We start from the raw sequence: 25459 nt of genomic DNA on the forward strand, positions 1-25459 counted from the left end.
AAAATCATCCAATTTACTCTGGCTACCGCAAGTAAAACAGCAATGCAACCCCAGCGATCGCAATCACTACACCAGCGATCGCCCTCAAACTGACTTTTTCACCTATCGTCAGAGAAATTGGTATAACAAATAACGGGCTAGTTTGCAACAAAGTTAAGGCAATTCCCGCAGCAGTTAATTTAATTGCTGTCTGTTGCAACCAAATTCCTAAATAAGTCCCACAAAAAGCAGCAAAGATAGCAGCTAGAACTACCCTTGGTGAATGTAATGTTTTTAACTTAAAGTCACCTTGTTGCCTGCGCAAGGGTAGCAATATCACGAGAATCAACACGGCTGCAATTAACCGCAACAAAGCTGCCCACAAGGGGCTAATACTGCTATTTGCTAATGCTGCACGAGCCAAAACAGTACCTATAGCATTGGTTACTACGTTTATCAGACCAAAGCCAAGTCCCCGCCATAACTGCATTCTAGAAGTATGAGTAGAAGTATCATTTGTATCGGGAGTGCGTTCTGTCACCACCCAGGCAACTCCCAAAATGGTGAGCAAAATGCCACACCAAGCATTAGCGTTTAATTGCTCTTGGAGAAAAATGAGCGCTAATATTGCCGTCATTGGTGGCGCAAGGGTTCCTATAAGTAAGGCACGACGTGCGCCTAAAAGATTTAAAGCTGCCAAGAAGGCTGTATCGCCTAAGCCAATGCCCACAACGCCGCTGACAAGCAGCAGACACAGGGGAAGTGGTGAAATGTTGGGAAAAAATTCACCCTTGATGAAGATGGTAAGCAAAAGGAAAGCGATCGCAACTATCCCTTTGATCAAGTTGAGTTGCAATGGCGGGATACGCTCCCCCAAGCGCCTATATATCACCGATGCCCCAGCCCACAAACAGGCAGCAGACAAAGCTGCTATTTCACCTTTAAAACTTGTCGCACCCAATTTGAAATAATTATTAAAAATAATATCCATCTCTTTTCTTATAAGGAAAATATTTAATAATTTAAGATAAATACCTTTATAAACTTTAGCACTCAATGCACTTTACTGCTAATTTTCGCGGAACAAACTTTAGCACTCAACGTACTTTACTGCTAACTCTTTTATGGGGAAAAACTTTAGCACTCACAAGACTATAGTGCCAATATTTTTGAAGTTTAGTACCTATGGTATAGGGTGATGTCCAACTTTTTTCAGATGTTATTTAAGAGGATTTTAGGACATTAAAAAATTTAAAAGCTCTGGTTTGAAGAGAACTCATGTAAGAACTTGGAGGAGTAGAATGAAATACACTTTCGACATCGTAGGAGTATCTCCAGTTTTGCATTTTTTTAGTCACCAACAGCAGAATCTACAAACACCACAGCATCAAGGTGTAGAATTAGTAGCAACTCATAAATGTACGCTTGATGCCCTGATCACATCTGTAGAACCATTGCCACAAAAGTGGGGCTGGGATATAGATGAAGTCGTAAGTACTGTCATTGAGTTTTGGATGAATAATTCAGAGAGTATTGGCTATTGGAAATCACGTTTAATAGATGCAGGGAGTGATAACTTACTGGTAGCAAGGGTTGCGGATATTAAGGCTCTAAGAGCAGAACTTGAAGTGTTACTGGGTAATAAGTGGTGAATTGCGTGCCTGTTGATTTAAGCTACATCACCAAAATCGTCTTGAATGCCAATTTTAGGGAATGAAACAGTCCTGCCTAACAGCCGGGGTGATGGGCGATTGCGCAGAGCGCACTGCCCCTTGGGCAATCGCCTTCCCAATTTGCCCTCACACCCCATCTTCCCGCTTACCCTCTTGTACACCTATGCCACCCAAATTAAGACTGCATGAAATCAGGCACACTTCCAATTGCAAATTATAAGAAGAAACGAAGCAAAGGCTTTAGCCTTGTGCGTAGTATCTGCTTAGAATCCCCGTCGATTTATGGCGGGGATAAGTCAAAATAATTATTAGTCTTTAAGAATTTGCAAAACAGGGAAAAAATGGCACAAATCTATGATTCAATAGCTGAACAGTTTAAAAAGTTCTACTCTTTGCCGTTTGCCCTGCATGTTGAGACGTATACACACTTAAATCTAATTGGAGATGTTACCGGAAAATCAATTCTTGATTTGGCTTGCGGAGAAGGAATTTACACAAGATTGCTCAAACAAAACGGCGCAGCACGTCTAGTGGGTGTGGATATTTCTTCAGAAATGATCAAACTAGCAAGACAGGAAGAAGAGAAAGAACCGCTCGAAATTGAGTATATTATCGCTGATGTCATGGAAATAGGTTTTATTGATAGCTTTGACCTTGTGGTTGCTTCCTTTCTTCTGAATTACGCCTCAACGAAGGAGCAACTACTTAAAATGTGTCATACCATATCAGCTAACTTGAAACCAGGCGGTCGGTTCATCAGTCTCAACAATAATTTAGACTTACTCCCACAGTTTTATCATAAAAGTGAAAAATATGGTCTTGCTAAGAGCTGTCCTGGGTCGCTTCAGGAAGGTACTCGCCTAACCTTAACATTGACAATTGCCGATGATGGTGAGAAAGTCAGCTTTGACAACTACTACCTGAGCAAAGCGACGTATGAATGGGCTTTGAGAAGCGTTGGTTTGAAGGATATCCGCTGGCACAATCCAATAGTCTCTCCCGAAGGCGTGCAGAAATTTAGCCAGGAGTTCTGGCAGGATGCCATAGACTATCCTTATATAGTGGGCATCACCTGCCAAAAATAGCTGTTAACATAGCCCAAAGAAACACAGTGAAGTACCCACCACCAACCGCAAGCGGTATGGTGGGGGCTTCCTGTCTCATTTGCCGCCGCTCCGTTGGGTATACTCATTGCTGAGTATCCGAAACCAAATCCGGTCTGAGTCTTACGCCGCATCTCTCGGTTTTCACCGTTTATCTCCTCACTCGTGAGAACCCAGGCAGCCGCCCTGCGTATCCCTTGGCAGTAATTTGTTTTTCGTACATTCCTGTATGGCTTATCTTTTACCGCAGAGCTAACCCTTGCGAACCAGTGACCGGAATCTTTCCCCTTTCTCTCGCTAGTTACCGTGGTAAGCGTATGACCGCTACTGTTACCATTGGAAAGCAGCCGAGTGGGTGGGTCGCAACCATTTATATACTAGCATAAGTATGTCTATATTGTGGACATACTTATGAAAACAAAAGAAGTACACATCCGTATATCGGAAAAGCGTTTTAGCAAACTAAAAAACTATGCCACGTTGAAGGAAAAGACAGTGACTCAAATAATCGAAGATTACATTGACCGATTACCTAACAAAGGAAAAGACGGCTCATCAGACACCCCCTCCCGAGTTGACCGACGCTCAACATAGGTCGGAGATGCCCTCGTCGCCGTCCGCCAGAGCAATCCCACCACCTTTCCGGTGTACCGTTATGGTGGGGGACTTACGGCGATTAAGTTAAATGTTTATCAGTTGACTATCCCTGCTTGAAAAATCCGCCCAACTATTTCTTCAACTGGCGGCTCTATTACAATCAAATTTACAATATCCAAATCTGCTAAAACTCTGGCTACAGTCTGGTTTAGTGCCTCTTTCTCCTCCTGCTCCCCTGCTTCGCCTGCTATTATCAAGAGCGGTAAGACTATTACTTTTTATTAAATCTGACCCAAAGTTTAGACCGAGTCTATTCTAGAAACATAATGATAGTCAGGTTTTCAGTTGATAGCGACTCAATATAATCTTAGGGAATAATCTATTTGATAGATGTGGTTAATCTTTGCAAAGGCGCACGATAAACTAAGACAGAGTCAAATAGAATATACCTGAGAGCCAAATAGAATATACCTGCAACTTTTCTAGCAAAGCCTTTTAGAAGTTTTGGCTAAAAGCGGTTTTCGTGTTACACACTTCTTATGTGTTTTCACAAAAGCGACATGATTCTTTGAGGAGGTGTAGGAATTGTTTTTGCACCTTTTTAGGTAGAGAATTTGTCAGAGTTAATAGCACTCTACTTAAATTCCTATCACAAGACGTTTGTAAGGAGTTGAAATTGTAGAAGCTAACAGTGTCGATAGGTTAGGTCTGAACACTTTAGACTTAGCTCATATTATGATTGCTTTGCAGATTCGTATTCTCTTGACTCTCTTCAAATTCCAGTGAGTTGTTGGAGATAGGTCAACTACCCACCGCAAAGAGCGGAGTACCGAATATAGCGGGGGCTTGTAAAGAGCTAGAAGCCAACTAGTTTTAACAAGACTAAACAGTTGTCTAGACAAGGCGCAAGCCAACTGAGGCTACTGAACGTGGCAGTTCGCGCATACGTTGCGGGATGCTTCTCTAGTCTGCAACCTCTATGTAGTCCAGTGTCGAAGAGATGTACATACTCCAATCGGAGACTTATCGTATGTTTGTTCCAGTTGTTGATAGCAATCAGCGTCCATTAATGCCCACGACTTCATCACGTGCGCGGCGATGGATTAAGTTGGGTAAGGCTACGGGCTTCTGGAAACGAGGTGTGTTTTGCGTTCGATTGAACGTGGAGCCAAGTAATTGCATAACTCAACCAATAGCTGTGGGAATAGATCCAGGCTCCAAGCGCGAGGGATTTAGTGTTAAGTCCCAAGCACAGACATACTTAAATATTCTGGCTCATGCTGTTGATTGGGTAAAAGATGCCGTTGAAACTCGCCGTAATATGCGACGGACTAGACGGGGAAGAAAAACCCCTTGCCGTCAACCTAGAACCAACAGATTAGTCAATACAGAAAGACTACCACCATCTACAAAAGCTAGGTGGCAATGGAAGTTACGAATCTGTTGGTGGTTAAGCAAAATGTTTCCCGTCACTGCTTTTGTGGTGGAGGATATTAAGGCTAGAACCTGGAAAAATAGCAGAAAATGGAATGTTTTATTTAGTCCACTAGAGGTTGGGAAGTCTTGGTTTTACAACCAATTATGTCAACTTGGAATACTAAAAACTAAGTCCGGTCTAGAAACAAAAGAATTACGTGATTCTTTGGGTTTAAAAAAGACCAAGAACAAATTAGCGGAAAAATTTGAAGCACATAATGTTGATTCTTGGGTACTAGCTAATTGGTACGCACTCGGACATCAAGAACCAGATAATACTAACTTACTCGTTATTGTTCCATTGCGGTTTCATCGCCGTCAAATACATAGACTAGAACACACCCTTGGCAGTGTTAGACCTCGATACGGTGGAACAATTAGTGCTGGCTTCAAGCGGGGTTCTATTGTTCGACATCAGAAATATGGACTTTGTTATGTTGGCGGGTTTATGGAGTCTGCAACCAAAAAGCAACCAGAGCGTAAGGTAATTAGCTTGCACAGTCTAGAAACAGGTAAGCGGCTCACTCAAAACGCGCTACCTACTGATATCAATTTTCTCTGTTACAACTCATGGAGGACTCGATGTGCATCCTAGATCTTGCCCCCTTTTTCCTCCCGCAGAAGACAGCTAAGAGCAATATAGCGGGGGTCTCCAAAGGGGAAGACAGATGAATGTGAATAGAGTAGCAATCGCCGCTGGCGTATTAGGTCTTGTCAGTGGTGCCCTTGTGGCTTGCTCACCCATTTCCCAGAATAACAGAGCTGCCATACAGGGTAACCGGAGTAATCAAGCTCCCAAACTAGGATCAGTCGCCGTGACCGTCGGTGACCTTGGTAACCCCTTCTTCGTCCTCATGGGCCGGGGAGCGGAGGCAGAAGCCAAGAAAATAGGCGGTAATGATGTCAAAGTTACCGTAGTTTCTAGTGGCTATGACCTGAACCAACAATTCAACCAAATGGAAAATTTCATTGCCGCAGGTACTGACGTGATCATCCTCAACGCGGGTGACAGTAAGGGAATTGCACCAGCAGTCGAGAAAGCAAAACTTGCAGGTAGTGTTGTCATTGCAGTAGATACGGGCGCTGAGGGAGGTGTAGATGCCACCATTACCTCAAATAATGTGCAAGCTGGACAGGTTGGTTGTCAGTACATCGCCGATCGCCTCAAGGGCAAAGGCAATATAGTTATTATCAACGGTCCTCCAGTTATCTCTGTCGTCGAGCGAGTCAACGGCTGTCAACAGATATTTGCTAAATATCCTGGTATCAAAGTGCTTTCTAAAGACCAGAACGCGGAAGGAAGCCGGGATGGAGGACTCAGGGTAATGAGTGATTTGCTCGCAACCTTTCCCAAGATAGATGCGGTTTTTGCCATTAACGACCCAACGGGCGTCGGAGCAGAACTGGCAGCTAGGCAGGCAAAACGCAGCGAATTTTTCATTGTTGGGGTTGATGGTGCACCGGAAGCAAAAGATGCGATCGCAGACAAGGACAGCTTGTTTGTTGCCACTGCTGCTCAAGACCCGCTAGGAATGACTAAAAAGGCGGTTCAGGTTGGTAACGACATTCTTTATGGCAAGAAACCTGCTAATCCCAACATTCTGATTCCGGTCAAGCTGATCACGCGAGACAACGTCAGCGAGTATAAAGGCTGGCAGTGATATAACATCCAACATTGCAGGAATCCCTCATGACAACGGATATTGCAGCCTCCCTTCCTCATGTACCGAGCACGACCCCAGTGCTGGAAATGCAAGGGATTACGAAACGATTTCATGGTGTACCCGCCCTCCAAAATGTCAATCTCACGATTTATCCAGGAGAGGTTCACGCCCTGATGGGCGAGAACGGGGCAGGCAAAAGCACATTGATGAAGATTCTTGCTGGGGCTTACATTGCTGATGAAGGCGAGATTCGCATCAATGGTAACCCTGTGAAAATTACCGATCCGGGTACGGCGCGACAAGCGGGTATTAATCTGATTTATCAAGAACTGAATGTCGCACCCAATTTAACCGTGACCGAAAATATTTTTATGGGTAGCGAGTTGCGGCGGGGTCAGTTTTTAGACCGCCAAGGTATGGAGCGTGAAGCACAGCAAGTCCTCCAAAGCTTGGGAGCCAGTTTTGCATCAAATGATGTGGTTGGCACTCTCTCTATTGCCGAACAGCAACAAGTGGAAATTGCTCGGGCACTGAAAGACAAAAGCCGCATCCTGGTGATGGATGAGCCAACGGCTGCACTATCAGATCGGGAGACTGAGCGCCTATTTGAAGTCATTCGTAAACTGCGCTCTGACGGCATTGCCATCATCTACATCAGCCACCGTATGGAAGAAGTGTATGCCTTGGCTGACCGGATTAGCGTACTGCGCGATGGTCAATATATTGGCAGTCTGACGCGGGATGAAATTTCTCCCCAGCGATTGGTGCAGATGATGGTCGGTCGTCCCATGCAGGACTTTTACGAACATCAGCGGCAAACAAACTTTGGTCCAGTAGTGCTCGAAGTCAGAAATATCAGCGACGGACGCAAGGTTCAACCTGCCAGCTTCGAGCTGCATGCTGGAGAGATTCTCGGTTTAGCGGGGCTGGTTGGTGCAGGACGCACGGAGCTATCTCGGCTGATTTTTGGTGCTGATCGCAAGGCTAGTGGTGAAGTCTTCCTGGATGGCAAAAAACTCAATATCAATACGCCCGGTGATGCCATTGCTGTCGGAATTGGCTATGTCCCGGAAGACCGCAAAGACCAGGGATTATTTCTGGAAATGAGTTCGCGTAAAAATATTGCCCTCAACAGGCTGAAGCAGGATGCAAAGGCTGGCATCGTTAACTGGGGTTCAGTCAATCAGATTGCAACGGAAGCCGTGGAAAACTTCCATATCCGGCTTGCCAATTTGGAAATCAGAGCGGTGGATCTTTCCGGGGGCAATCAGCAAAAGCTCCTGCTGGCACGCTGGCTAGCGATTAAGCCGAAAGTCTTGATGCTGGATGAGCCAACACGCGGCGTAGATATTGGTGCCAAAAGCGAAATTTACCGGATTATGAGCGAACTGGCAGCACAAGGTATCGCTATTTTGATGGTTTCCAGCGAACTCACGGAGATTGTCGGGATGAGCGATCGCGTCCTAGTGATGCGAGAAGGGCAGCTGGTAGGCGAACTTGACGGCAGCCCTGGCAAGGAAATTACCCAAGAAAAGATTATGCACTATGCCACTGGAGCAGCGGAGGTACTAGGATCATGAGTCAAACCTTAAGACCTGTCAAAAATAGACCTGGAGAGCATCCAAAGTCGGCTCAGCGTAAATCAGCCAGCAATTTGCTTCAGGTTCTAGGAATTTTGCCTATTCTGGTGCTCATCTGCATCCTGTTTTCGTTGCTTACCCCCAACTTCCCCACACCGGGTAACGTCGTCAATATATTGCGCCAGGCATCAATCAACATTGTGCTGGCAACCGGGATGACGTTTGTGATTCTCACCGGAGGCATTGACCTTTCGGTTGGGTCAATACTTGGTGTTTCTGCCGTCGTTGCAGTGCTGGTATCGCTGATTCCAGGTTTGGGCTGGGCGGGTGTGCTTGCTGGTCTGCTGACAGGATTGCTTCTGGGCTTAGTCAATGGTGCTTTGATCAGCTTTTTGAATGTGCCGCCTTTTATTGTCACCCTAGGTTCACTTACGGCGTTGAGGGGTGCTGCCTTTTTGGTTGCCAATGGGACAACGGTCATCAACCGTAACCTAAATTTTGCTTGGATAGGTAACAGCTATTTGGGTCCTATTCCGTGGTTGGTAGTGATTGCCCTGCTGGCTGTTGCAGCGAGTTGGTTTGTCCTGCGGCAGACTGTTTTGGGGGTGCAAATCTACGCTGTAGGCGGTAACGATCGCGCAGCACGCCTCACTGGTATCAAAGTCAATCGTGTGCTGCTGTTTGTCTATGGCGTCAGCGGATTGCTGGCAGGTTTGGCAGGAATTATGAGCGCTAGCCGCCTTTATAGTGCGACTGGTATGTTAGGTCAGGGTTACGAGTTGGATGCGATCGCCGCTGTCATTTTAGGTGGAACCAGCTTCACCGGTGGTATTGGGACTATTGGGGGAACCCTTCTCGGTGCGTTGATCATTGCCGTTCTCAACAATGGTCTGACCCTGCTGAATATGTCTTATTTCTGGCAACTCGTCGTCAAGGGTCTGGTGATTATTGTGGCGGTGACAATTGACCGACTTCGCAGACGTTCTGGGCGTTAAAACAGTGAACAGTGACCAGTAAACAGTGACCAAAAAACTGACAACTGATAACTGATAACTGATAACTGATAACTGATAACTGATAACTGATAACTGATAACTGATAACTGATAACTGATATTAGACCCCAAGTGAAACGTACCCGGAGCGTGATAGGGGTCTACGGACTCCCGCTAAAAACTGGTACTGCGCTTCCTTGGTAACTGGTAACTGCAAAAGATGAAGAATTGAAAATGCAAAATTAAAAATGGCATTGCTAATACCGAGTTGCAATCAAAAATAGTAGACTTCTCTCCCTGTGCTTGCCAAAAACTACCATCTTTGAACGCAACTTGGTATTCTAAAACTTTGATGAAAAACTTATTTTTCAACCAAGTTTGCAATAGCTGTCGCTAAGAGAACTGGTTCGACTGGCTTGGGAACATGAAGCGTGAAACCACTCCCTAATGCTTGTTGTTGAGCAGTTTGGGCTGCATAAGCAGTTAGGGCGATCGCCGGAATTTGTCCACCTTGTTCGGCTGGTAAAGATCTGATTTCACGAATTAGCGTATAGCCGTCCATTTCTGGCATTCCAATGTCACTCACCAGCAAATCTGGCTGTTCTTCAACCAGTGATGAAAGCGCTTCATGTCCTGAGGCGGCTGCACGTACAGAAGCCCCATAAGCTTCTAGTAGGAAAACCAGAAAATCACGGTTATCTGGTTCATCATCCACAACTAGCACCCGCACTCCACTAAGATCTGGGCTATTACCATCTTTTTGAGTCTCACCTTCAATTGTCATCGAGGACTCAAGCATCAGAGGAAGCCTGACAGTAAAACATGCTCCCTTTCCCTCACCAAAACTTTCTGCTTGGACAGTTCCGCCATGCAGTTCAACCAAGTGGCGGACAAGGGGAAGACCTAATCCCAGCCCGCCAAACTTTCTGGAGTAGCTACTATCTTGTTGACGGAAGTAATCAAATACGTAAGGTAGAAAATCTGGTTTAATGCCTTTGCCTGTATCGATAACTTGAATCTGAGCATATGAGTTAACCGTGTCTAACCGAACTGTGACCTCTCCCCTAAAAGGTGTAAATTTAACAGCGTTAGAAACTAGATTCCACATGACTTGCTGCAATCGTTTGGGGTCGCCGAAAATCGGTCCTACATTCCTATCAAATACAGTCGTGATCTTAATTGACTTAGCTTGAGCAGCAAGAGAGACACTTTCGATAGCAGCAGCAATTGTGGTTTGCAAGTCAACAGCCATTGGATGGAGACTTAACTTACCGCGCAAAATCTTAGACACACTCAGCAAGTCATTAATAAGTTGTACCTGCAAGCAAGCGTTACGCTCGATAGTTTCCAGAGCTTGATTTGTCTTATTTGCATCAAGCTTGCCACTACGTAACAGTTTCACCCATCCCAAGATTGGATTAAGCGGTGTGCGCAATTCATGAGAAAGGACGGCGAGAAACTCATCTTTGATGCGGTTGGCGACTTGAGCCTGTTCCAAAAGTTTGTTTCGCTCTTCTTCGACTCGCCTGCGTTCCGTGATATCTCTTAGAGAAACAAGATAAGCGGTTTCTCCTTGCCACTCAATTTCTACCACGCGCATTTGGGCAATTTTTTCCAAGCTACCGTTTGCGGCAGTGGTTTCTCTGTTGTATGGGTAAATATCAACCTCTGTGTTATCACTGCCAACAACAGGAAAGCCAAACAATTCACCCAATAGCTCTTCTTGCTTGCAACCAAACAGCTTTAGTGCTGCTGGGTTGATAAAACGTACAATACCCTGCCGATCCACCACCACAATGCCGTCAGCATTCTTAGCAATCAGCGTTTGCAACTGCACCGAAATCCTTTCCAGTGCAGCTTCGACTTGTTGCAAGCGATCTTCTTGTTTTCTGAGTTCTACTGTTTGTGCTTGTAGGCGTTGTTCTAAATCTTTCTTATGCAATTGTGATTGTGTTTTCTTAGCAAGTGCCTGCTTAATAACTTGGGGTAGGCGTGCTAGTTCATCTTTGGGTAGGTAGTCCGCTGCTCCTGCCTTGATGCACTTGACAGCAACAGATGCCTTATCTGTGCCATTAACAATCACAAAAGGGACATTCAACCCTTGTGCTTGCATTGTGTGCAATGCTTCTAAGGCATCAAAATCATTTAAGCTGTAGTCAGCAACGATCGCATCCCAACTAGAATTGAGATAAGTTAAGTAATCAGCTTGTGTTGCCACACAGTGATAGTTCACTGCAAAATCAGCCCCATTCATCAAAGCCAGAATATCTTCTGTAGATTGGGGACAGGTAAATAAAAATAAAATGGTGCATTTATCAGCCACTTTTAGCTGGTCTTAATAGACGGGTGATTATTATGAACAAATCTTAATAGTTATTGTTTCGGCATCATATCACCCAAAGACTTATGTTTATCATTCTCCCTGTGGAAAGAGATTCGTCAGACGCTCCAATTCGCTTGGTTCTAAAGATACCGGATTACCCGCGAGAATACCAGTGATATTACGTAAGGGCGCACCAATGTGCATACCCTCATTGTCAATTGTAAACTCTCGCATTTGCTTATCATGCTGTGAACCGCGCATTTTAATAACCGTTATTCCTCGGCGAATTTCCCCATACACCTCAACATAGCGTAGTAATATAATGACATCAGTCGTTGTAGAGATATGAGCTTCTGAAGTTGAGGTGCCGGTGACAAGTGTCATCGGGATTGTGGAGGTATACAGTGCTGTAATTCTCCGCTGTCTAACCATTGAGTTAAGACCAACAAGAAATTGCCGAAACCCTTGAGTGCTAGAAGCCCACTCCAATGCCGATAGACTATCAATTGCTACCCGATTTGGTTGAAATTCCTCGATAATCTCTTGCATTCTGATCAGGTGGTACTCTAGCGGATTTGCCTCTGGGTAGCGACAAACAACTAGCAATTTTCCATCTCGTTCCATTTGCCGGAAGTCAACACTCCAATTCAGCGCATTTCTAAATATCAGTTCTCGGTTTTCCTCAAAAGCAAACAGTATGCAGCGTTCGTTATTATTGACTCCAGCTGCAATAAACTGGGTTGCTAGTAAAGTTTTACCTGTACCTGTAGCTCCTGACACTAGGATGATGGAATTACCGAAGAAACCACCGCTACACATAGTATCAAGTTCCCCAATACCAGAGGTGATGCGGGTATCAGAACTACCACCCTCTCCTGACTCGGTTGTGGAGAGGGGAATCATCACAATCCCTTTGTCAGAAAGGATGGAAAAAGGAAATTCTCCCTGTTGATGAGAACTGCCTCTATACTTGAGAATTTCTATAGTTCGTCGGCGTTTCTCGTGAGCGATCGCATTCCGTAGGATAATGACATTGTCAGCAACAAACTCCTCAACACCATGAGTGCTAATGTCACCATATTCTTGAGAGCGCTCGGAAGTCACAACAACCGTACTTTCAATTTGTCCCAGTACCGAAGCAATCATGAATAGATCATTGCGCATGTGAGCCTTATCAGAGAAATAGGTAAAAATTGCACTCAGGCAATCCATAGAGACTCGCACTGCATTCACCTGATTAATGGCATACTTAATGCGAGCAACTAAAGAATTGAAGTCGTATTCTCCAGTAATTAAAGGTTTTTCGCCAGGTTGACCAGAGGCATCAACAAATACCCATTTGCCTTCTTCCTCCCATTGGGGGATATCCCACCCAAAACTCCGCATATTTTTCCGTATACGCTGGGGAGATTCTTCAAAGGTAACAAACACTCCATTCTCGCCCCGTCTAATTCCCTCAGCAAGATACTGAGATGCAAATACAGTCTTACCAGCGCCTGCGGTGCCAACGACCAATGTTACCCGACCTACAGGTAGTCCTCCTTCAGATAATATGTCAAAGCCAGGAATTCCTGTGATAATTTTCTCAACCAAACCTTGTTCTCTTTTTTGGTTCATCTGTGATGTGAAATTTGATTTGTCTATTAACAAATATAATATTAATCATTACTTTAACTAATGTATGCCGATATATCTAAGGAATATTAAGCCCTAACAAAACTGTCTTTGTATCTGATAAATCACCGATAATTCGCACTTTTGGCAAGGGAAATTCCTTGATTAAAGTTGGAGTGACTAAAATTTTCTCAGCTTCAGCAATTTGTGGTTGCTCCAGTACGTCTATAATGACTATCTCATGTCTATTTCGCAGATGTAACTCACACAACTGAATCAAATTGGAGATGGCTCGCTGGGATCGGTCGGTGGCTCCTGTAACATATAGTTTGAGCAGATATTTATCACTCATTTGTCACTCGAGTCACAACTCGTTCATTTATGTATTCACTTTTGATGAAAGTCATTATAAATTTTAATAATGTTAATTTTTTTCACACTAACGAAGTATTTCTGAGTGCCGATAGTTAGGTAACCATGAGTTCATCAGCTATCAAGTAATTTTCTGCTAATATTATTTGAAGGCTGCCTAAGCACTCGTTTTGTGATTTCATTAGGCTTACAAAGAGCTTTTGTATAGGTTCCACCCGCCATGAAACGCAAATGGAAGTCACTGCTGCTTGCCTTGACCTGGGTTTTCCTCTCAGTCGGAACATCTCTTCTGATTATCCTGACACAACCGATAATATCGCCAGCAAAAGAACCCGCAGCATCCACGAGTCATAATGAACCAGTTATAGTACCCACTGAAGAAAAATCTCCTTCAGCAACACCCAACTCAGAAGCCTCTAATACAAAGAAACCGACTGAATCAAAACAACCAACTTCTTCTGATTCTAAAAAGCCGGAGTCAGCAGCGGAACCTCCACCGACTCCCGAAGAAATTGCCCGCCAGCAAAAACTGATAGAAGCGGACAAGCTTTACCAAGCGGGACAAATAGCTGCTGCGGAAAAACTCTATCGAGAGGTTAAAGAACCTTTTGCCAAAACATCTGATACACAAGAAATCAAACAACCAATAGTTGACCTCGCGCAACTATCCCCAAGTGGTCAAGTGTACTGGCGGGAAGCAGAAGCGGGAATTGCCAGTCAGATGCAAACTAGGACGAGAGTAGCGCTAGAACTTTTGGTTGAGAAGAATCCGGAATTTATCCCTGGTCATATCAAATATGCTGAAGTCCTCAAAGAATACGGTGAAGAGAAAAAAGCATTGCAGGTATTAGACAAGGCGGCGACGCTGTATCCTAATCAACCTGATTTAATTAAAACACGAGTTGCAGCACTCTCCAAAGCTAAAAAATGGATAGAAGCCTCGCTTGCAGCACGTCAATTTGCCCTTCTCAACCCAAACGATCCACAAGCACCTGAGTTTACAAAACTGGCAGAAGACAATCTCAAACGTTACAAATCGCATATCCGAGGAAAAATTAGAGGCAATGCGATCGCCAACATCATCACTGGTGTTTTAGGTTACGCCGTCACTGGTAGTCTTTTCGGTCCGTTTACTGCCCTTGACTCCACGATTCTGATGCTACGGGGAGAAGAATCTATCGGTGAGTCAGTGGCAAAGCAGGCGAAAAAGCAACTGAAATTAGTTAAGGATGAAACTGTTTTAGGATACGTTGATGAAATCGGACAGAAACTGGCGAAAGTGGCAGGACGTAATGAGTTTAAATACGAGTTTTTCGTCATCCCAGAGGCAGATCTCAACGCCTTTGCGCTACCAGGAGGCAAAATCTTTATTAACGCAGGAGCCATTGCCAAAACCAATTCTGAGGCAGAATTAGCTGGGTTAATCGGTCATGAATTATCCCACGTCGTCCTCTCCCACGGTTTTCAATTAGTCACTCAGGGAAACTTGATTGCTAACGTCACCCAGTATGTACCTTATGGCGGTATTGTCGGTCAACTGTTTGCACTCAGTTACAGCCGTGACATGGAACGCCAAGCTGATACTTTGGGTACGCGCCTCATTACTGCAAGCGGTTACGCTGCTGATGGCTTGCGTAACTTGATGGTAACATTGGAAAAAGAACAGAAAAGTGCTCCTCCGAGTTGGTTATCTTCTCACCCAGGCGGCAATGAACGAGTTCGCTCAGTAGAAGAGTTGATTTCACGCAATAAATACAACCGCTACGCCTACGAAGGAGTCGCGCGTCACACAGAAATTCAAGCAAAGGCGAAACAAATACTCAAAGAGGAAAAAGAAAGAAAAGATAAAAAGGGACGCCGTCGATGAATCAAAACCACAACATTATTCGTCACTAAAATTATCAACTCCCTACTCCAAATCCCGTTTTAGGATTGCTTATGCTATCTCAACCTCTGAAGTTTCTTTTTTTGAGCGGTCTTGGTTTATCCTTAGTTTTTGGTCAATCCCCTGCATTCGCTCAAGTGCGTGGATCTGGTGATGTTGTCGTACCAACATCACCAGCAGGTAATGGTTCAACATCAACCACAACAACAACCGGACCAGGTTCCTCCTCAACAACGACAACAAATACCTCATCACCTATTGATAGCGCTAATCGGTTTAGCTGTCAGTTTTACAACGGTCAGTATACCGTTATGTACCAGCCTGAAAGTCAACCCGGTCAATACTTTGCTTGGGCAACTCCTAGGACTTTAGGAGACGGCTGGAATGCACAAAAGCGTTGCGACGCAATTGCCCAGCGGTTAGAATCTTACCGCCCAGATGGTTTAGTGGAACTGAAGACAGCGGTAGAAAACAGAGAGAACATTCTGTGCGTAACCACCGAAGCGAATCCTTACTGTCGAATTGTGCTGACAGTCCCAGCCAACCAAGACCCCTATGCTGTCCGCAATAGCGTTTTCCAAAACTTGGCATCTGCTGATAGTGGTCAGCAAACTTTTGGCGTTAACACTTACACCAATAATAATGACGAACTGTCCAACTTAGGTCGAACAATTTTCGGCGGTGGTAAAAAACCCTCTGCTTCTTCTAAAGACCCGATCAATCTCAAACCTTTCCTAGATCGTAGCGATCGCGGTACCGGAGGAAAACTCAGCAATGGTGTGTCGCTTGGTCGTCAGCAGTCTCAACCTCAAACTGGTTATCGCCTAGACCCCAAAAAATTCCGCCGCTAATTCATGGTTAAAAATTAGTTTCGCGCCAAGACGCTAAAATGCACAGTGCAACGACTTGTGTATCAAATGTGATGCCACAAGTTAACCATTGCTCGTTTTAGCGTAATTTTTTTATACATAATTTCCTCGTGCTTGAACGAGGAAATTAAATTTTCAAGATTTAGAAGAAAAAACTGAACATAGCAATTATTTTCTCGCCAAAAGAGTACCGATTTTAAAACCGCACCAGGCGCAGAGAACCCAGAGAAGATAGCTAATTTTAGAGCAAAAGGGAGTAGTAGCACATCTCTACTTAAAATAGGTAAGCGTTTGTCTTTACTAAGAATTATTACTGTACTCTAGATCATCTAATGTCTTAACCTTTTGCTAGTTAATTCTTAATAGTACTGGGATAATTTAAGGGTACTGAATACAAATTAATACAAACAAAAATGGCAAGCATTTCAAAATCCATGCTTTTTTATACAAGAAATGCATGATACTGCCAGATGCACATTACCATTGCCCCGACTGTAAAGTTTGCCTTTGCAGTTGATGTTTATTGAATTGAAATAAAAATGCCATTTACACTTCAAGTACTCCATGCCTCAGACTTTGAAGGCGGCATCCCAGCCTTAGATGATGCCGTACGCTTTTCATCTGTTCTCAACCGCCTCAGAACTGACCCAGCACTGCCCAGCAATGTTCTTGCTAATACCTTAACCTTATCTTCTGGTGACAATTACATTCCCGGTGCCTTCCTGAATGCTTCCAGCGACCTTAGCCTCAATGGAGTAGGAGGTTTAGGGACAGCTACACCGTTAAATGTTGTGATTGGACGGGGTGATATTGGTATTCTCAATGCCTTTGGTATACAAGCCTCAGCCTTGGGAAACCACGAGTTTGACTTGGGTGTTAGGCAAGTCCGAGATATTATCCGCACTGGTGGTGGCAATCCAGGCACCAATTTTCCATACCTTAGCACGAACCTAAACTTTCAGCCAGAAATCGCTGCAGGTAACTTATCAAATAGTGACCTGGCTGGTAATCAAAACACTGCCGAGGCAAGCACAATTAAAGGCAAAATTGCCAAAAGTACGGTAATTACCTTGCCTGGTGCTGATGGCATTTTGGGGAATGGAGATGACGAGAGAATCGGTATTGTTGGAGCCACAACACCTACCCTACCAAGTATCTCATCTACTGGTAGCATTGTTGTTACTCCGTCTAATCCCACAGATTATACAGCACTTGCCGCAGAGATTCAATCCTCTGTCGATAACCTCAAAAACACGGGAATTAATAAAATAGTGCTGCTGGCGCATATGCAGCAGCTCAACATAGAACGAGATGAACTAGCACCGCGACTGCGTGATGTTGATATCCTGATTGCTGGTGGCTCGCATACATTATTGTCGGATGCTAACGACCCCCTGCGAGCAGGAGATACAACTAAGGGACAATACCCAATTCTGAAGACTTCTGCCAGCGGTCAACCTATTTTAGTCGTCAACACTGATGCCAATTACAAATACGTGGGACGTTTGGTTGCTGAGTTCGACGACAATGGCGTACTTAATACTGGCATTCTTAATAGTAACATCAACGGAGCTTATGCCACAGATGAAGCAGGAGTTGACCGCCTTTACGGCAGCGATGTTAACCCTAGAACTGTTGCTAACCAAAACGTCGTAGCAATTACTGACGCCCTGCGAAACGTTATTGCTAGCAAAGATAACAATATATTTGGTAAAACTTCGGTATTCCTCAACGGCACTCGTAACGATGTCCGCACCCAAGAAACTAACTTTGGCAACCTGACAGCAGATGCTAACTTAGCACTAGGGCGCAGCATTGACTCTACCACTGTTGTTTCTATTAAAAATGGAGGTGGTATTCGAGATAACGTTGGTGTGGTTTCAGATAGTGCAGGGGGAGTGAGCGCTGAAGACTTCAGGAAACTGCCTCCGCAACCTAACCCCATAGCGCCGAACAAACAGCCAGGGGATATTTCCCAACTCGACATTGAAAACTCCCTACGGTTTAACAACGGTTTAACGTTGGTAACGGTGACAGCAGCAGAACTGCGACAGATCATGGAACACGGGGTTGCTGGTACCGCCCCCGGAGCAACACCTGGTCAGTTTCCGCAAGTGGGGGGGATGACCTTCAGCTTTGACCCCAACCGTACAGCAATTAGATTCGATACCAATGGCAACGTTACAACACAAGGAGAGCGCATTCGTTCCCTTGCCCTTCGCGACCAAAATGACCGCATCATTGATGAGGTGATCCGCAACGGACAAGTCGTCGGTGATCCCAACCGCCAAATCCGACTGGTGACGCTGAACTTTTTAGCAAGTGGTGGCGATAGCTATCCCTTTCCTCAGTTTGCCAAGAATCGCGTAGATTTAGTCCAAACAGGAGTCCGCACGGGAACTGCGACTTTTGCCGATAATGGTTCAGAGCAGGATGCACTGGCAGAGTATGTTGCAAGCAATTTCCGAAACACGCCTTACGGTATTAAAGATGTTGGCGTTAGCCAAGACGGACGGATTCAAAACTTGGCAGAACGCAGCGATACAGTATTTGCGGCTCCTGGTTTGACTAGACAGTCGAACAACATCTTCAACCTCATTAACTTTGTGAACTCTCAAAATGTAGAAGTGAGCCTCACTAGCAGAGATTCTAGAGCAGTCAATGAGATTGGTGTGTTTGTTGTTGATGATGACCAAGGTAAAGTTAACGGTATTGCTCCTAATCAAGCTGGTTATCTACAAGCAGCCCTCAGCAGATCAGAAGTTGTTTTCTCAGTGCTGCCAAACTCTCTAGGTTTTGGTAATCCCGATCGCCTGTTGAATTTTGGTGGTAACTTACGCCTAATGTTCTATTTAGTGCAAAACAGCACGACTGATACAGTACTGTCTGACTTAAGAGCTGGCAGAACGGTCAATAATGTCGTCTTAGCAACTTCTAACAAGCTGCAAGTTGCAGATAGCAGTGGTGGTTATACTCTTTCTTGGGAAGATGGCAATGATAACGACTTCAATGACGTTGTTCTGCGTGTGCAAACCTCAAATCGACCTTTACCCCAACGAGTGACTCAAGAACGAGTAGAGTTGTTGGATTTGCAGTTGTCTGGTAATGTTCAAGGTCAATTTAGTGTCAACAGCAGCGCTACGTACAACAACTTTGTCGGCTTTTACAGAATTGCTGACATCGATGGTGGTATTGACACAGATGGTAATGGAACTGTCGATTTGCGCCCTGGTGATGCAAATTATGCCAGAGCAGCCATTGAGAAGAGTGTTTTCAACTTCGGTCGTAACGGGGGTTCTCCGGTCAATCTCGCTGGTGGAGCGTTATATGCACCTTTCATCATCGCTAATGGTACACCCACTGACTTCTTAGCTCAAAATTCTACCAATCAGGCAACTGGAGCTATTCAAGCTTACTTTGCTTACTTGGGGGCAAATCCAGACAGAGTAGATCATATTCGTTTGTTGGGAGATAACACCTTTGGGTTTGAAGACCTTTTTGGTGGTGGAGATTTGGATTACAATGACGTGGTTGTTCAAGTAAATTTTGCTTAAATTATTAATAGTCAATAGTCAACCGTTCAGGGGCTATGGACTCATTATGAATCTGACATTTCTTGCAATCATACAAGATTTGTGAAATGAAACGGAGGGCACTACCAACGAAACCTAGGAATGGTGAGCTTTGCTCGTCATTCTCATGACTTATCACATCAGAGAAACCAACAAATATGCAGACGACAATCAACGCCTCATTAAATCCCTATTTTGTGACAGGAACTTTAGGATTTGAAGAACTGGCGATCGCCCTCGTTGCCAATCAATTCAATCCCTCGATTCTTCACATGGATTTTCTAAAAATGAGCGGGATGATTCCCTCAGATTGGGAACTGCAAAAACAACCAATTCTCACAGCCACCGTCTCTCAACTCGTATTTAAAAATGGAGTCAGTCTTGTTGCCCAACCCCGTAGCGTGACTTTTACCGAAACAATTGATCCAAAAAACGAGAATGCGTTGAAAATACCAGAACTGGTGCGTCAGTTTGTAGAAAAACTCCCGAATTCTGACTATCAAGCAATGAACATTAATCCCAAAATTATTGTTGCTTTTCCCGCAGGAAAAGATATTGCCAGAAAATATATTGTGCAAAAGTTGCTGTCGCCAGGGCCTTGGTCTCATTTAGGTGTAGCTCCCATACAAGCAGCAGTAAATTTTTTCTATCAGTTGGAGCGTTGCAAGCTGTTTGTGAATTTAAATGAAGCACAAATTCAACAACCTGACCAACAGCCGTTGTCAGCTTTATTGTTCTCCGGTAGTTTTAATTATGAAGTTGCCAACTATACTGCTGGCGAAAGACTTCAGCAATTGAAATTGCGCCTTGAAAGTTGGTCTAAGGATTTAGAAACTTTCCGCCAGATTGTAACTAACACATTCTTAGGAAAGCAAGATAGCCCCTTTTCTGGAAAATAGCCATGAGTCATTCAACAAGAGTGCATAAGCTAATTTCCTGAAGATGTAACCAGAGATAAGCACAGATAATTAATCTGTGCTTATCTCTGGTTCCAAATATCCTAAACCTGATTTTTGAAAGATTTTAATAAGTCATCTTTTTTTGAAACTAATAGACTTCTTGCAAAAGTCCAAAAAAAAAGAATAATTAACCACAGATGGACACAGATGGACACAGATGGAACTCACATTCCGTAAGAGGTCTAATGATTACGAAGAACAATTTATTTGTTGCACCAGTGAACCCTAATCATTTTAGGAGAATATATGACCGCTAACACAATCCGCTTTTCACAGTTCAATGCTTCTCTCAACCGCAGCGCCGAAGGTGAGTTAGTAACCGATTTGTCTACCCCTGACAACCCTCAAGCAAAAGCTGTTGCTGAAATCATCCAGCGTACGAATCCAGATGTGCTGCTGATTAACGAATTTGACTACGTCGAGGCAGATCCTCTTGAACCAGTCCGATTATTACAGCAAAATTATCTCTCGGTCAGCCAAAACGGTGCAAGCCCAGTTGAATACCCTTACGTCTACATCGCACCCTCAAATACTGGTATTCCCTCTGGATTTGACTTGAACAATGACGGTACAGTCGTCACAACTCCTGGTACACGGGGATATGGTGATGATGCCTTTGGCTTCGGCGAATTTCCTGGTCAGTACGGGATGTTGTTGCTGTCGAAGTACCCAATCGACACCGCTAATGTGCGGACTTTTCAAAACTTCCTATGGAAGGACATACCAGGGTCACTGCTACCTACTGTTGCTCTTCCTGGTTCTGATACACCTTGGTATTCTGAGGAAGAACAAGCTGTGTTGCGCCTCTCTTCCAAGAGTCATTGGGACGTTCCGATTACAGTGAATGGCGAGACAATTCACGCTTTGGTCAGCCATCCCACACCTCCCACGTTCGATGGTTCTGAAGACCGTAATGGCAAGCGTAACTACGACGAGATTCGTTTCTGGGCAGATTACATTACTCCTGGCAAAGGGAACTACATCTACGACGATCAGGGTCAAGAAGGTGGTCTTACTGGTGGATCACGCTTCGTCATCATGGGCGACCAAAATGCAGATCCCTTTGATGGCGACAGCTACAACAACGCTATCCGCCAACTGTTACAGAACCCTAACATCAATACGAATTTCATCCCTTCCAGTCCCGGCGGTTCCCAGCAAGCCGTGTTGCAGGGTGGGGCAAATCTGAATCATCGCGGAAACCCTGCTTTTGACACCGCAGACTTTGCGGATACGGTTCCTGGCAACTTGCGGACAGATTATGTGTTACCCTCTACTGACTTAAATATCACCAACTCAGCCGTATTCTGGCCCCTCAATACTGACCCTCTGTTCCCACTGGTAGGCACTTATAACCCGAATACACTTCCTACCGATTTCCCCAGTTCCGACCATCGCTTAGTATGGGCAGATTTGCAGGTACCGCCCACAGAAGCAGGCAGAACGATTCCTGATGTGGACTTCTCAGGACAGACCATCTTTCCCACTGGTTATATCCCGAATGGTGCGGCTGGAACTGTGGATGGACAAGAAACTCCTCTTGGTGGACTGTCCGGTGTCACCTACGATGCAGCAAATAATCGCTTCTATACTATCTCTGATGATCGCTCCCAATTTGCTCCCGCCCGCTTCTACACATTTACCCTAGAAACTCCATCTCAAGAAACTGGCTTGGGTGTCACCTTTACAGATGTTACCACCCTCAAAGATGAGAATGGCAACGAGTTTCCACTCAACAGTCTCGACCCTGAAGGCATTGCATTGAGCAAGAATAACACAGTATTCATTTCTTCTGAGGGAGAGGTAAATATCAATGCGGGCCGAGTCACAAATCCTTTCATTAATCAATTCTCTTTAACCACAGGACAGCAAATCAGTTCCTTACCTGTACCAAACAAGTTCCTCCCAGTTGTGCAGGACACCAACGGGAATGGGGTTGTAGATACAGGTGATACTCAAGTGTCGGGTGTTCGCAATAACCTGGCATTTGAAAGCCTAACCATCTCGCCTAACCAAAAGACTTTATACACAGCAACCGAAAGCGCCCTGTTCCAAGATGGTCCAGTTGCCAGCCTCACTGATGGCAGCCGTTCTCGCATCCTACAATATAACTTGGTGAGCGGACAGCCAGAGAAGGAATATCTCTATAACACTGATGCGATCGCCGCACCGCCAACTACAGGCTCGGGTGACAATGGTTTAGTGGATTTACTTGCACTTGATAACCGAGGTAGCTTACTCGCGTTAGAGCGCTCTTTCTCCGCAGGGGTTGGTAATACTATCAAAATTTACGAAGTCAGTTTGCAAGGAGCAACTGACATCAAGTACTACGATTCTCTCAATAATCTCAGTACTGAACAACTAGCAGATATCAACCCTGCTGAAAAGCGTTTGGTGTTGAATCTCAACTCGCTGAACCTACCTACAGGTACGGATAACATTGAGGGCATCACCTTTGGTCCTCAACTGTCTGATGGTAGTCAATCCATTGTTTTGGTGAGTGATAACAACTTTAGCCAGACCCAATTTACTCAAATTCTTGCTTTGGGTGCAGACTTAGTTCCCACCGCAGCGCCTACAGTCGAAACCCGTCCTAACCTATTGAATGACCCAAATTTACCACGCGACCAACGCGCCGATGCGGATGACCCCGCTATCTACGTAAATTCCTCTAATCCAGAACAAAGCCTGGTACTCACAGCAGTGAAAAATGCAGGCTTACGGGTCTATGACCTGTCTGGTAATCTGTTGCAGGAGGTCAATCCAGGTGGTATCCGTTACAACAATATCGACCTGCAATATAACTTTAACTTAGGCGGTGATTCTGTTGATATTGCCGTAGCCACAGACCGCAACAACGATAAGCTGGCTATCTTCAAAATCAATTCCCATCCCAGCGCGTCCGGTGAATATCTAGAAAACATCACTGATAGCAGTATCGGTACTTTGTTTCAAGCATCGCCCTTTGAGCCTCCCTACTCGCCATCATCGCGGAGTGCTTATGGCATAGCTTTGTACCACAGTCCTGTGACAGATGATTACTACGTCTTTGCCAATCGCCGAGAAACTGGAGATGTCGCCCAGTACAAATTGATTGACACAGGTAATGGTAAAATTGGGGCTGAAAGAGTACGTAATTTCACTGTACCTACAACGGCTGGGCGCGATGCTCAGCTAGAAGGCATGGCGGCAGACCAAGAACTTGGTTTCCTCTACATTGGGCAGGAAGATGTAGGAATTTGGAAGTATCAAGCAGAACCAAACGGTGGCACGACTGGTACGTTGATTGACAAAGTGAAAGACTTGGGCGGTAGCTATGTGGAAGACGATGTAGAAGGGCTTTCCATCTACTACGGCAAAGATGGCACTGGCTACCTGCTAGCCTCTAGCCAAGGTGACAGCACCTTTGCAGTTTACAGTCGCGAGGGTAACAATGACTTTGTGGGGCGCTTTGCTGTTGGTAACAATGGAGCAATTGACAGCGTTCAAGAGTCAGATGGTGCAGATGTTATCAACGTACCACTGGGTTCCAACTTTCCGTATGGTGTGTTCGTCACTCAGGATGGCAGAAATCTCCCCGCCAACATTGTTAATGGTGAAAACGTCAACACCAACTTTAAGCTTGTGCCTTGGGAAAACATCGCCTACGCCTTCCCCAATCCGTTGACAATTGACACCACCAGCTACAACCCCCGCACTCCCAATACCAACCTTTTGCTAAATGGAAGTGCTAGCAGCACTTCCATTCAACCCTCCTCTGTTCTTGAGGGAGGTATTAACTTGACTGGCAATGTGGCTTTTGAATACTCCATCATTGGAGTTTAACCATATCTAGCTTACGCTTTGCAACGCACTGGCTGAGCTTGCAATACAGTTAGAACCCCACCCCGGCTTTGGCTTGCGCCAAACCGCCCCTCCCCGCTTGCGGGGAGGGGATTAATATCAAGCCTGGTACGTAGCGGGCGCTCGTTAAGCATTGAAGAAAAATCTTAAGTATTGTAGGGTGGCTTCGCCTCCTCACTGTTGCAACTCTTGCAAGATCTCAGTATACATACCAAGCCTGCGGAGGCAGGCTTTATTTGTGTGCTCGTATCTGCACTACAGTGAACGCGTCCCTCGCCATCTCCTAATTTTTTATTGAGATTATCTTTCATTAATTTCATTTTTAGTGTAAGCTGTTTCTCAAGCTTGTTGAATATCTTTATCAAATAATGTTCATAGGTGGGCAATGGCAATAACCTCTACAAGTCCGTTATTAGTGAATCAAGACCCTGCCAACTCGTCTTAGTGTGTTGGTAATGGAAAGCTCTCCAGATTATCAGGGAAATTATTGAGCATTCACGTTGATTATGCTGGTCTAACGGGCTATAACCATGACTATATTTGAGCTAGCTTATGTTAATCCAGCAAAATTAATGTACGAAAATGCTTGATTTTGTCATAAGTGATTATGTAGCGACTTTGTCATATCATGTTCGCTTAATTGCCCATAAGAAAACTTGTTTGTAGTAAGGACAAGAGGACTAAAGTCCTCACTACGAACTTCCGCATGGTTATATAACCGGACATGAGATAACCTGTTTAATGAGATTTTGTGTATTTTTAAGCATTGCTCTAAAAATGCAACTTCTTCTCAAAAAAGCAAAGAACACAATTCATTGCAGGTAGTCCTCCTGTTACCAGATGGGCTGGGAATTTTCGTTTGCTCAACTTACAGGGGTTTTCTTTCGGGTGGGCATGCCTCCTAATATCTCAAGTGTCCATTTCATAGGCTTTTATGGGCAATGCCCACCCTAGGG

The 25459-nt window shown here is 44.7% G+C and carries 17 protein-coding genes; 12 read left to right on the forward strand and 5 right to left on the reverse strand.

Going from position 1 to position 25459, the window contains the following annotated elements; all coding sequences use genetic code 11:
- Positions 1–22 precede the first annotated feature (22 nt).
- Complete coding sequence (locus V5G28_RS17905; protein WP_332994433.1) at positions 23–970, reverse strand: DMT family transporter; 948 nt, start codon at positions 968–970, stop codon at positions 23–25.
- A 310-nt stretch (positions 971–1280) separates the two neighbouring features.
- Here V5G28_RS17905 and V5G28_RS17910 point away from each other — a divergent pair, with 310 nt between their 5' ends.
- The 3 genes from V5G28_RS17910 (at position 1281) to V5G28_RS17920 (ending at position 3349) form a co-directional block, all read left to right on the forward strand.
- The gene (locus V5G28_RS17910; RefSeq protein ID WP_332994435.1) at positions 1281–1631 is read left to right on the forward strand and encodes a hypothetical protein; all 351 of its coding nucleotides are present in this window, start codon (positions 1281–1283) and stop codon (positions 1629–1631) included.
- Positions 1632–1993: 362 nt separating this feature from the next.
- A complete protein-coding gene (locus tag V5G28_RS17915) occupies positions 1994–2737 on the forward strand; it encodes a class I SAM-dependent methyltransferase (RefSeq protein WP_332994438.1) in 744 nt (247 codons plus the stop codon).
- A gap of 429 nt (positions 2738–3166) precedes the next feature.
- Positions 3167–3349: a hypothetical protein gene (locus tag V5G28_RS17920; RefSeq protein WP_332994440.1), complete on the forward strand. Its 183-nt coding sequence runs from the start codon at positions 3167–3169 to the stop codon at positions 3347–3349.
- A 98-nt stretch (positions 3350–3447) separates the two neighbouring features.
- On the opposite strand, the gene V5G28_RS17925 is transcribed toward V5G28_RS17920, so the two are convergent.
- Positions 3448–3609, reverse strand: coding sequence for a hypothetical protein (locus V5G28_RS17925; RefSeq protein WP_332994442.1), 162 nt, complete (start codon positions 3607–3609; stop codon positions 3448–3450).
- Between the two features lie 773 nt (positions 3610–4382).
- On the opposite strand from V5G28_RS17925, the gene V5G28_RS17930 reads away from it, so the two are divergent.
- The 4 genes from V5G28_RS17930 to V5G28_RS17945 all read left to right on the forward strand — a co-directional run bounded on the left by V5G28_RS17930 (position 4383) and on the right by V5G28_RS17945 (position 9067).
- Positions 4383–5423 (forward strand): RRXRR domain-containing protein, encoded by a 1041-nt coding sequence (locus V5G28_RS17930; protein ID WP_332994445.1) that lies wholly within the window; start codon positions 4383–4385, stop codon positions 5421–5423.
- 73 nt (positions 5424–5496) lie between these two features.
- Complete coding sequence (locus V5G28_RS17935) at positions 5497–6489, forward strand: ABC transporter substrate-binding protein (protein WP_332994447.1); 993 nt, start codon at positions 5497–5499, stop codon at positions 6487–6489.
- Positions 6490–6518: 29 nt separating this feature from the next.
- Positions 6519–8072: a sugar ABC transporter ATP-binding protein gene (locus V5G28_RS17940; protein ID WP_332994449.1), complete on the forward strand. Its 1554-nt coding sequence runs from the start codon at positions 6519–6521 to the stop codon at positions 8070–8072.
- Positions 8069–9067: an ABC transporter permease subunit gene (locus V5G28_RS17945; RefSeq protein WP_073627876.1), complete on the forward strand. Its 999-nt coding sequence runs from the start codon at positions 8069–8071 to the stop codon at positions 9065–9067. Before V5G28_RS17940 ends, V5G28_RS17945 begins: the two co-directional genes overlap by 4 nt.
- Before the next feature lie 360 nt (positions 9068–9427).
- Here the strand turns inward: V5G28_RS17945 and V5G28_RS17950 are convergent, their stop codons facing one another.
- The 3 genes from V5G28_RS17950 to V5G28_RS17960 form a co-directional block, all read right to left on the reverse strand.
- A complete protein-coding gene (locus tag V5G28_RS17950) occupies positions 9428–11389 on the reverse strand; it encodes a response regulator (protein ID WP_332994452.1) in 1962 nt (653 codons plus the stop codon).
- A gap of 90 nt (positions 11390–11479) precedes the next feature.
- A complete protein-coding gene (gene kaiC / locus V5G28_RS17955) occupies positions 11480–13006 on the reverse strand; it encodes a circadian clock protein KaiC (RefSeq protein WP_332994454.1) in 1527 nt (508 codons plus the stop codon).
- 76 nt (positions 13007–13082) lie between these two features.
- Positions 13083–13355, reverse strand: a complete 273-nt coding sequence (locus V5G28_RS17960; RefSeq protein WP_096561801.1) for a circadian clock KaiB family protein — start codon at positions 13353–13355, stop codon at positions 13083–13085.
- 240 nt (positions 13356–13595) lie between these two features.
- On the opposite strand from V5G28_RS17960, the gene V5G28_RS17965 reads away from it, so the two are divergent.
- The 5 genes from V5G28_RS17965 to V5G28_RS17985 all read left to right on the forward strand — a co-directional run bounded on the left by V5G28_RS17965 (position 13596) and on the right by V5G28_RS17985 (position 24485).
- Positions 13596–15242, forward strand: coding sequence for a M48 family metalloprotease (locus tag V5G28_RS17965; RefSeq protein WP_332994458.1), 1647 nt, complete (start codon positions 13596–13598; stop codon positions 15240–15242).
- 71 nt (positions 15243–15313) lie between these two features.
- Entirely contained in the window at positions 15314–16111 is a 798-nt protein-coding gene (locus tag V5G28_RS17970; protein ID WP_332994461.1) for a COP23 domain-containing protein, read from the forward strand.
- Between the two features lie 557 nt (positions 16112–16668).
- Positions 16669–19683, forward strand: coding sequence for a DUF4114 domain-containing protein (locus tag V5G28_RS17975; protein WP_332994464.1), 3015 nt, complete (start codon positions 16669–16671; stop codon positions 19681–19683).
- A gap of 176 nt (positions 19684–19859) precedes the next feature.
- Positions 19860–20600, forward strand: coding sequence for a hypothetical protein (locus V5G28_RS17980; protein WP_332994467.1), 741 nt, complete (start codon positions 19860–19862; stop codon positions 20598–20600).
- A 306-nt stretch (positions 20601–20906) separates the two neighbouring features.
- Positions 20907–24485, forward strand: coding sequence for a phytase (locus tag V5G28_RS17985; RefSeq protein WP_332994470.1), 3579 nt, complete (start codon positions 20907–20909; stop codon positions 24483–24485).
- Positions 24486–25459: the final 974 nt, after the last annotated feature.

The sequence above is a fragment of the Scytonema sp. PRP1 genome (genome assembly GCF_036697665.2).
Taxonomy (GTDB): domain Bacteria; phylum Cyanobacteriota; class Cyanobacteriia; order Cyanobacteriales; family Nostocaceae; genus Kalymmatonema; species Kalymmatonema gypsitolerans.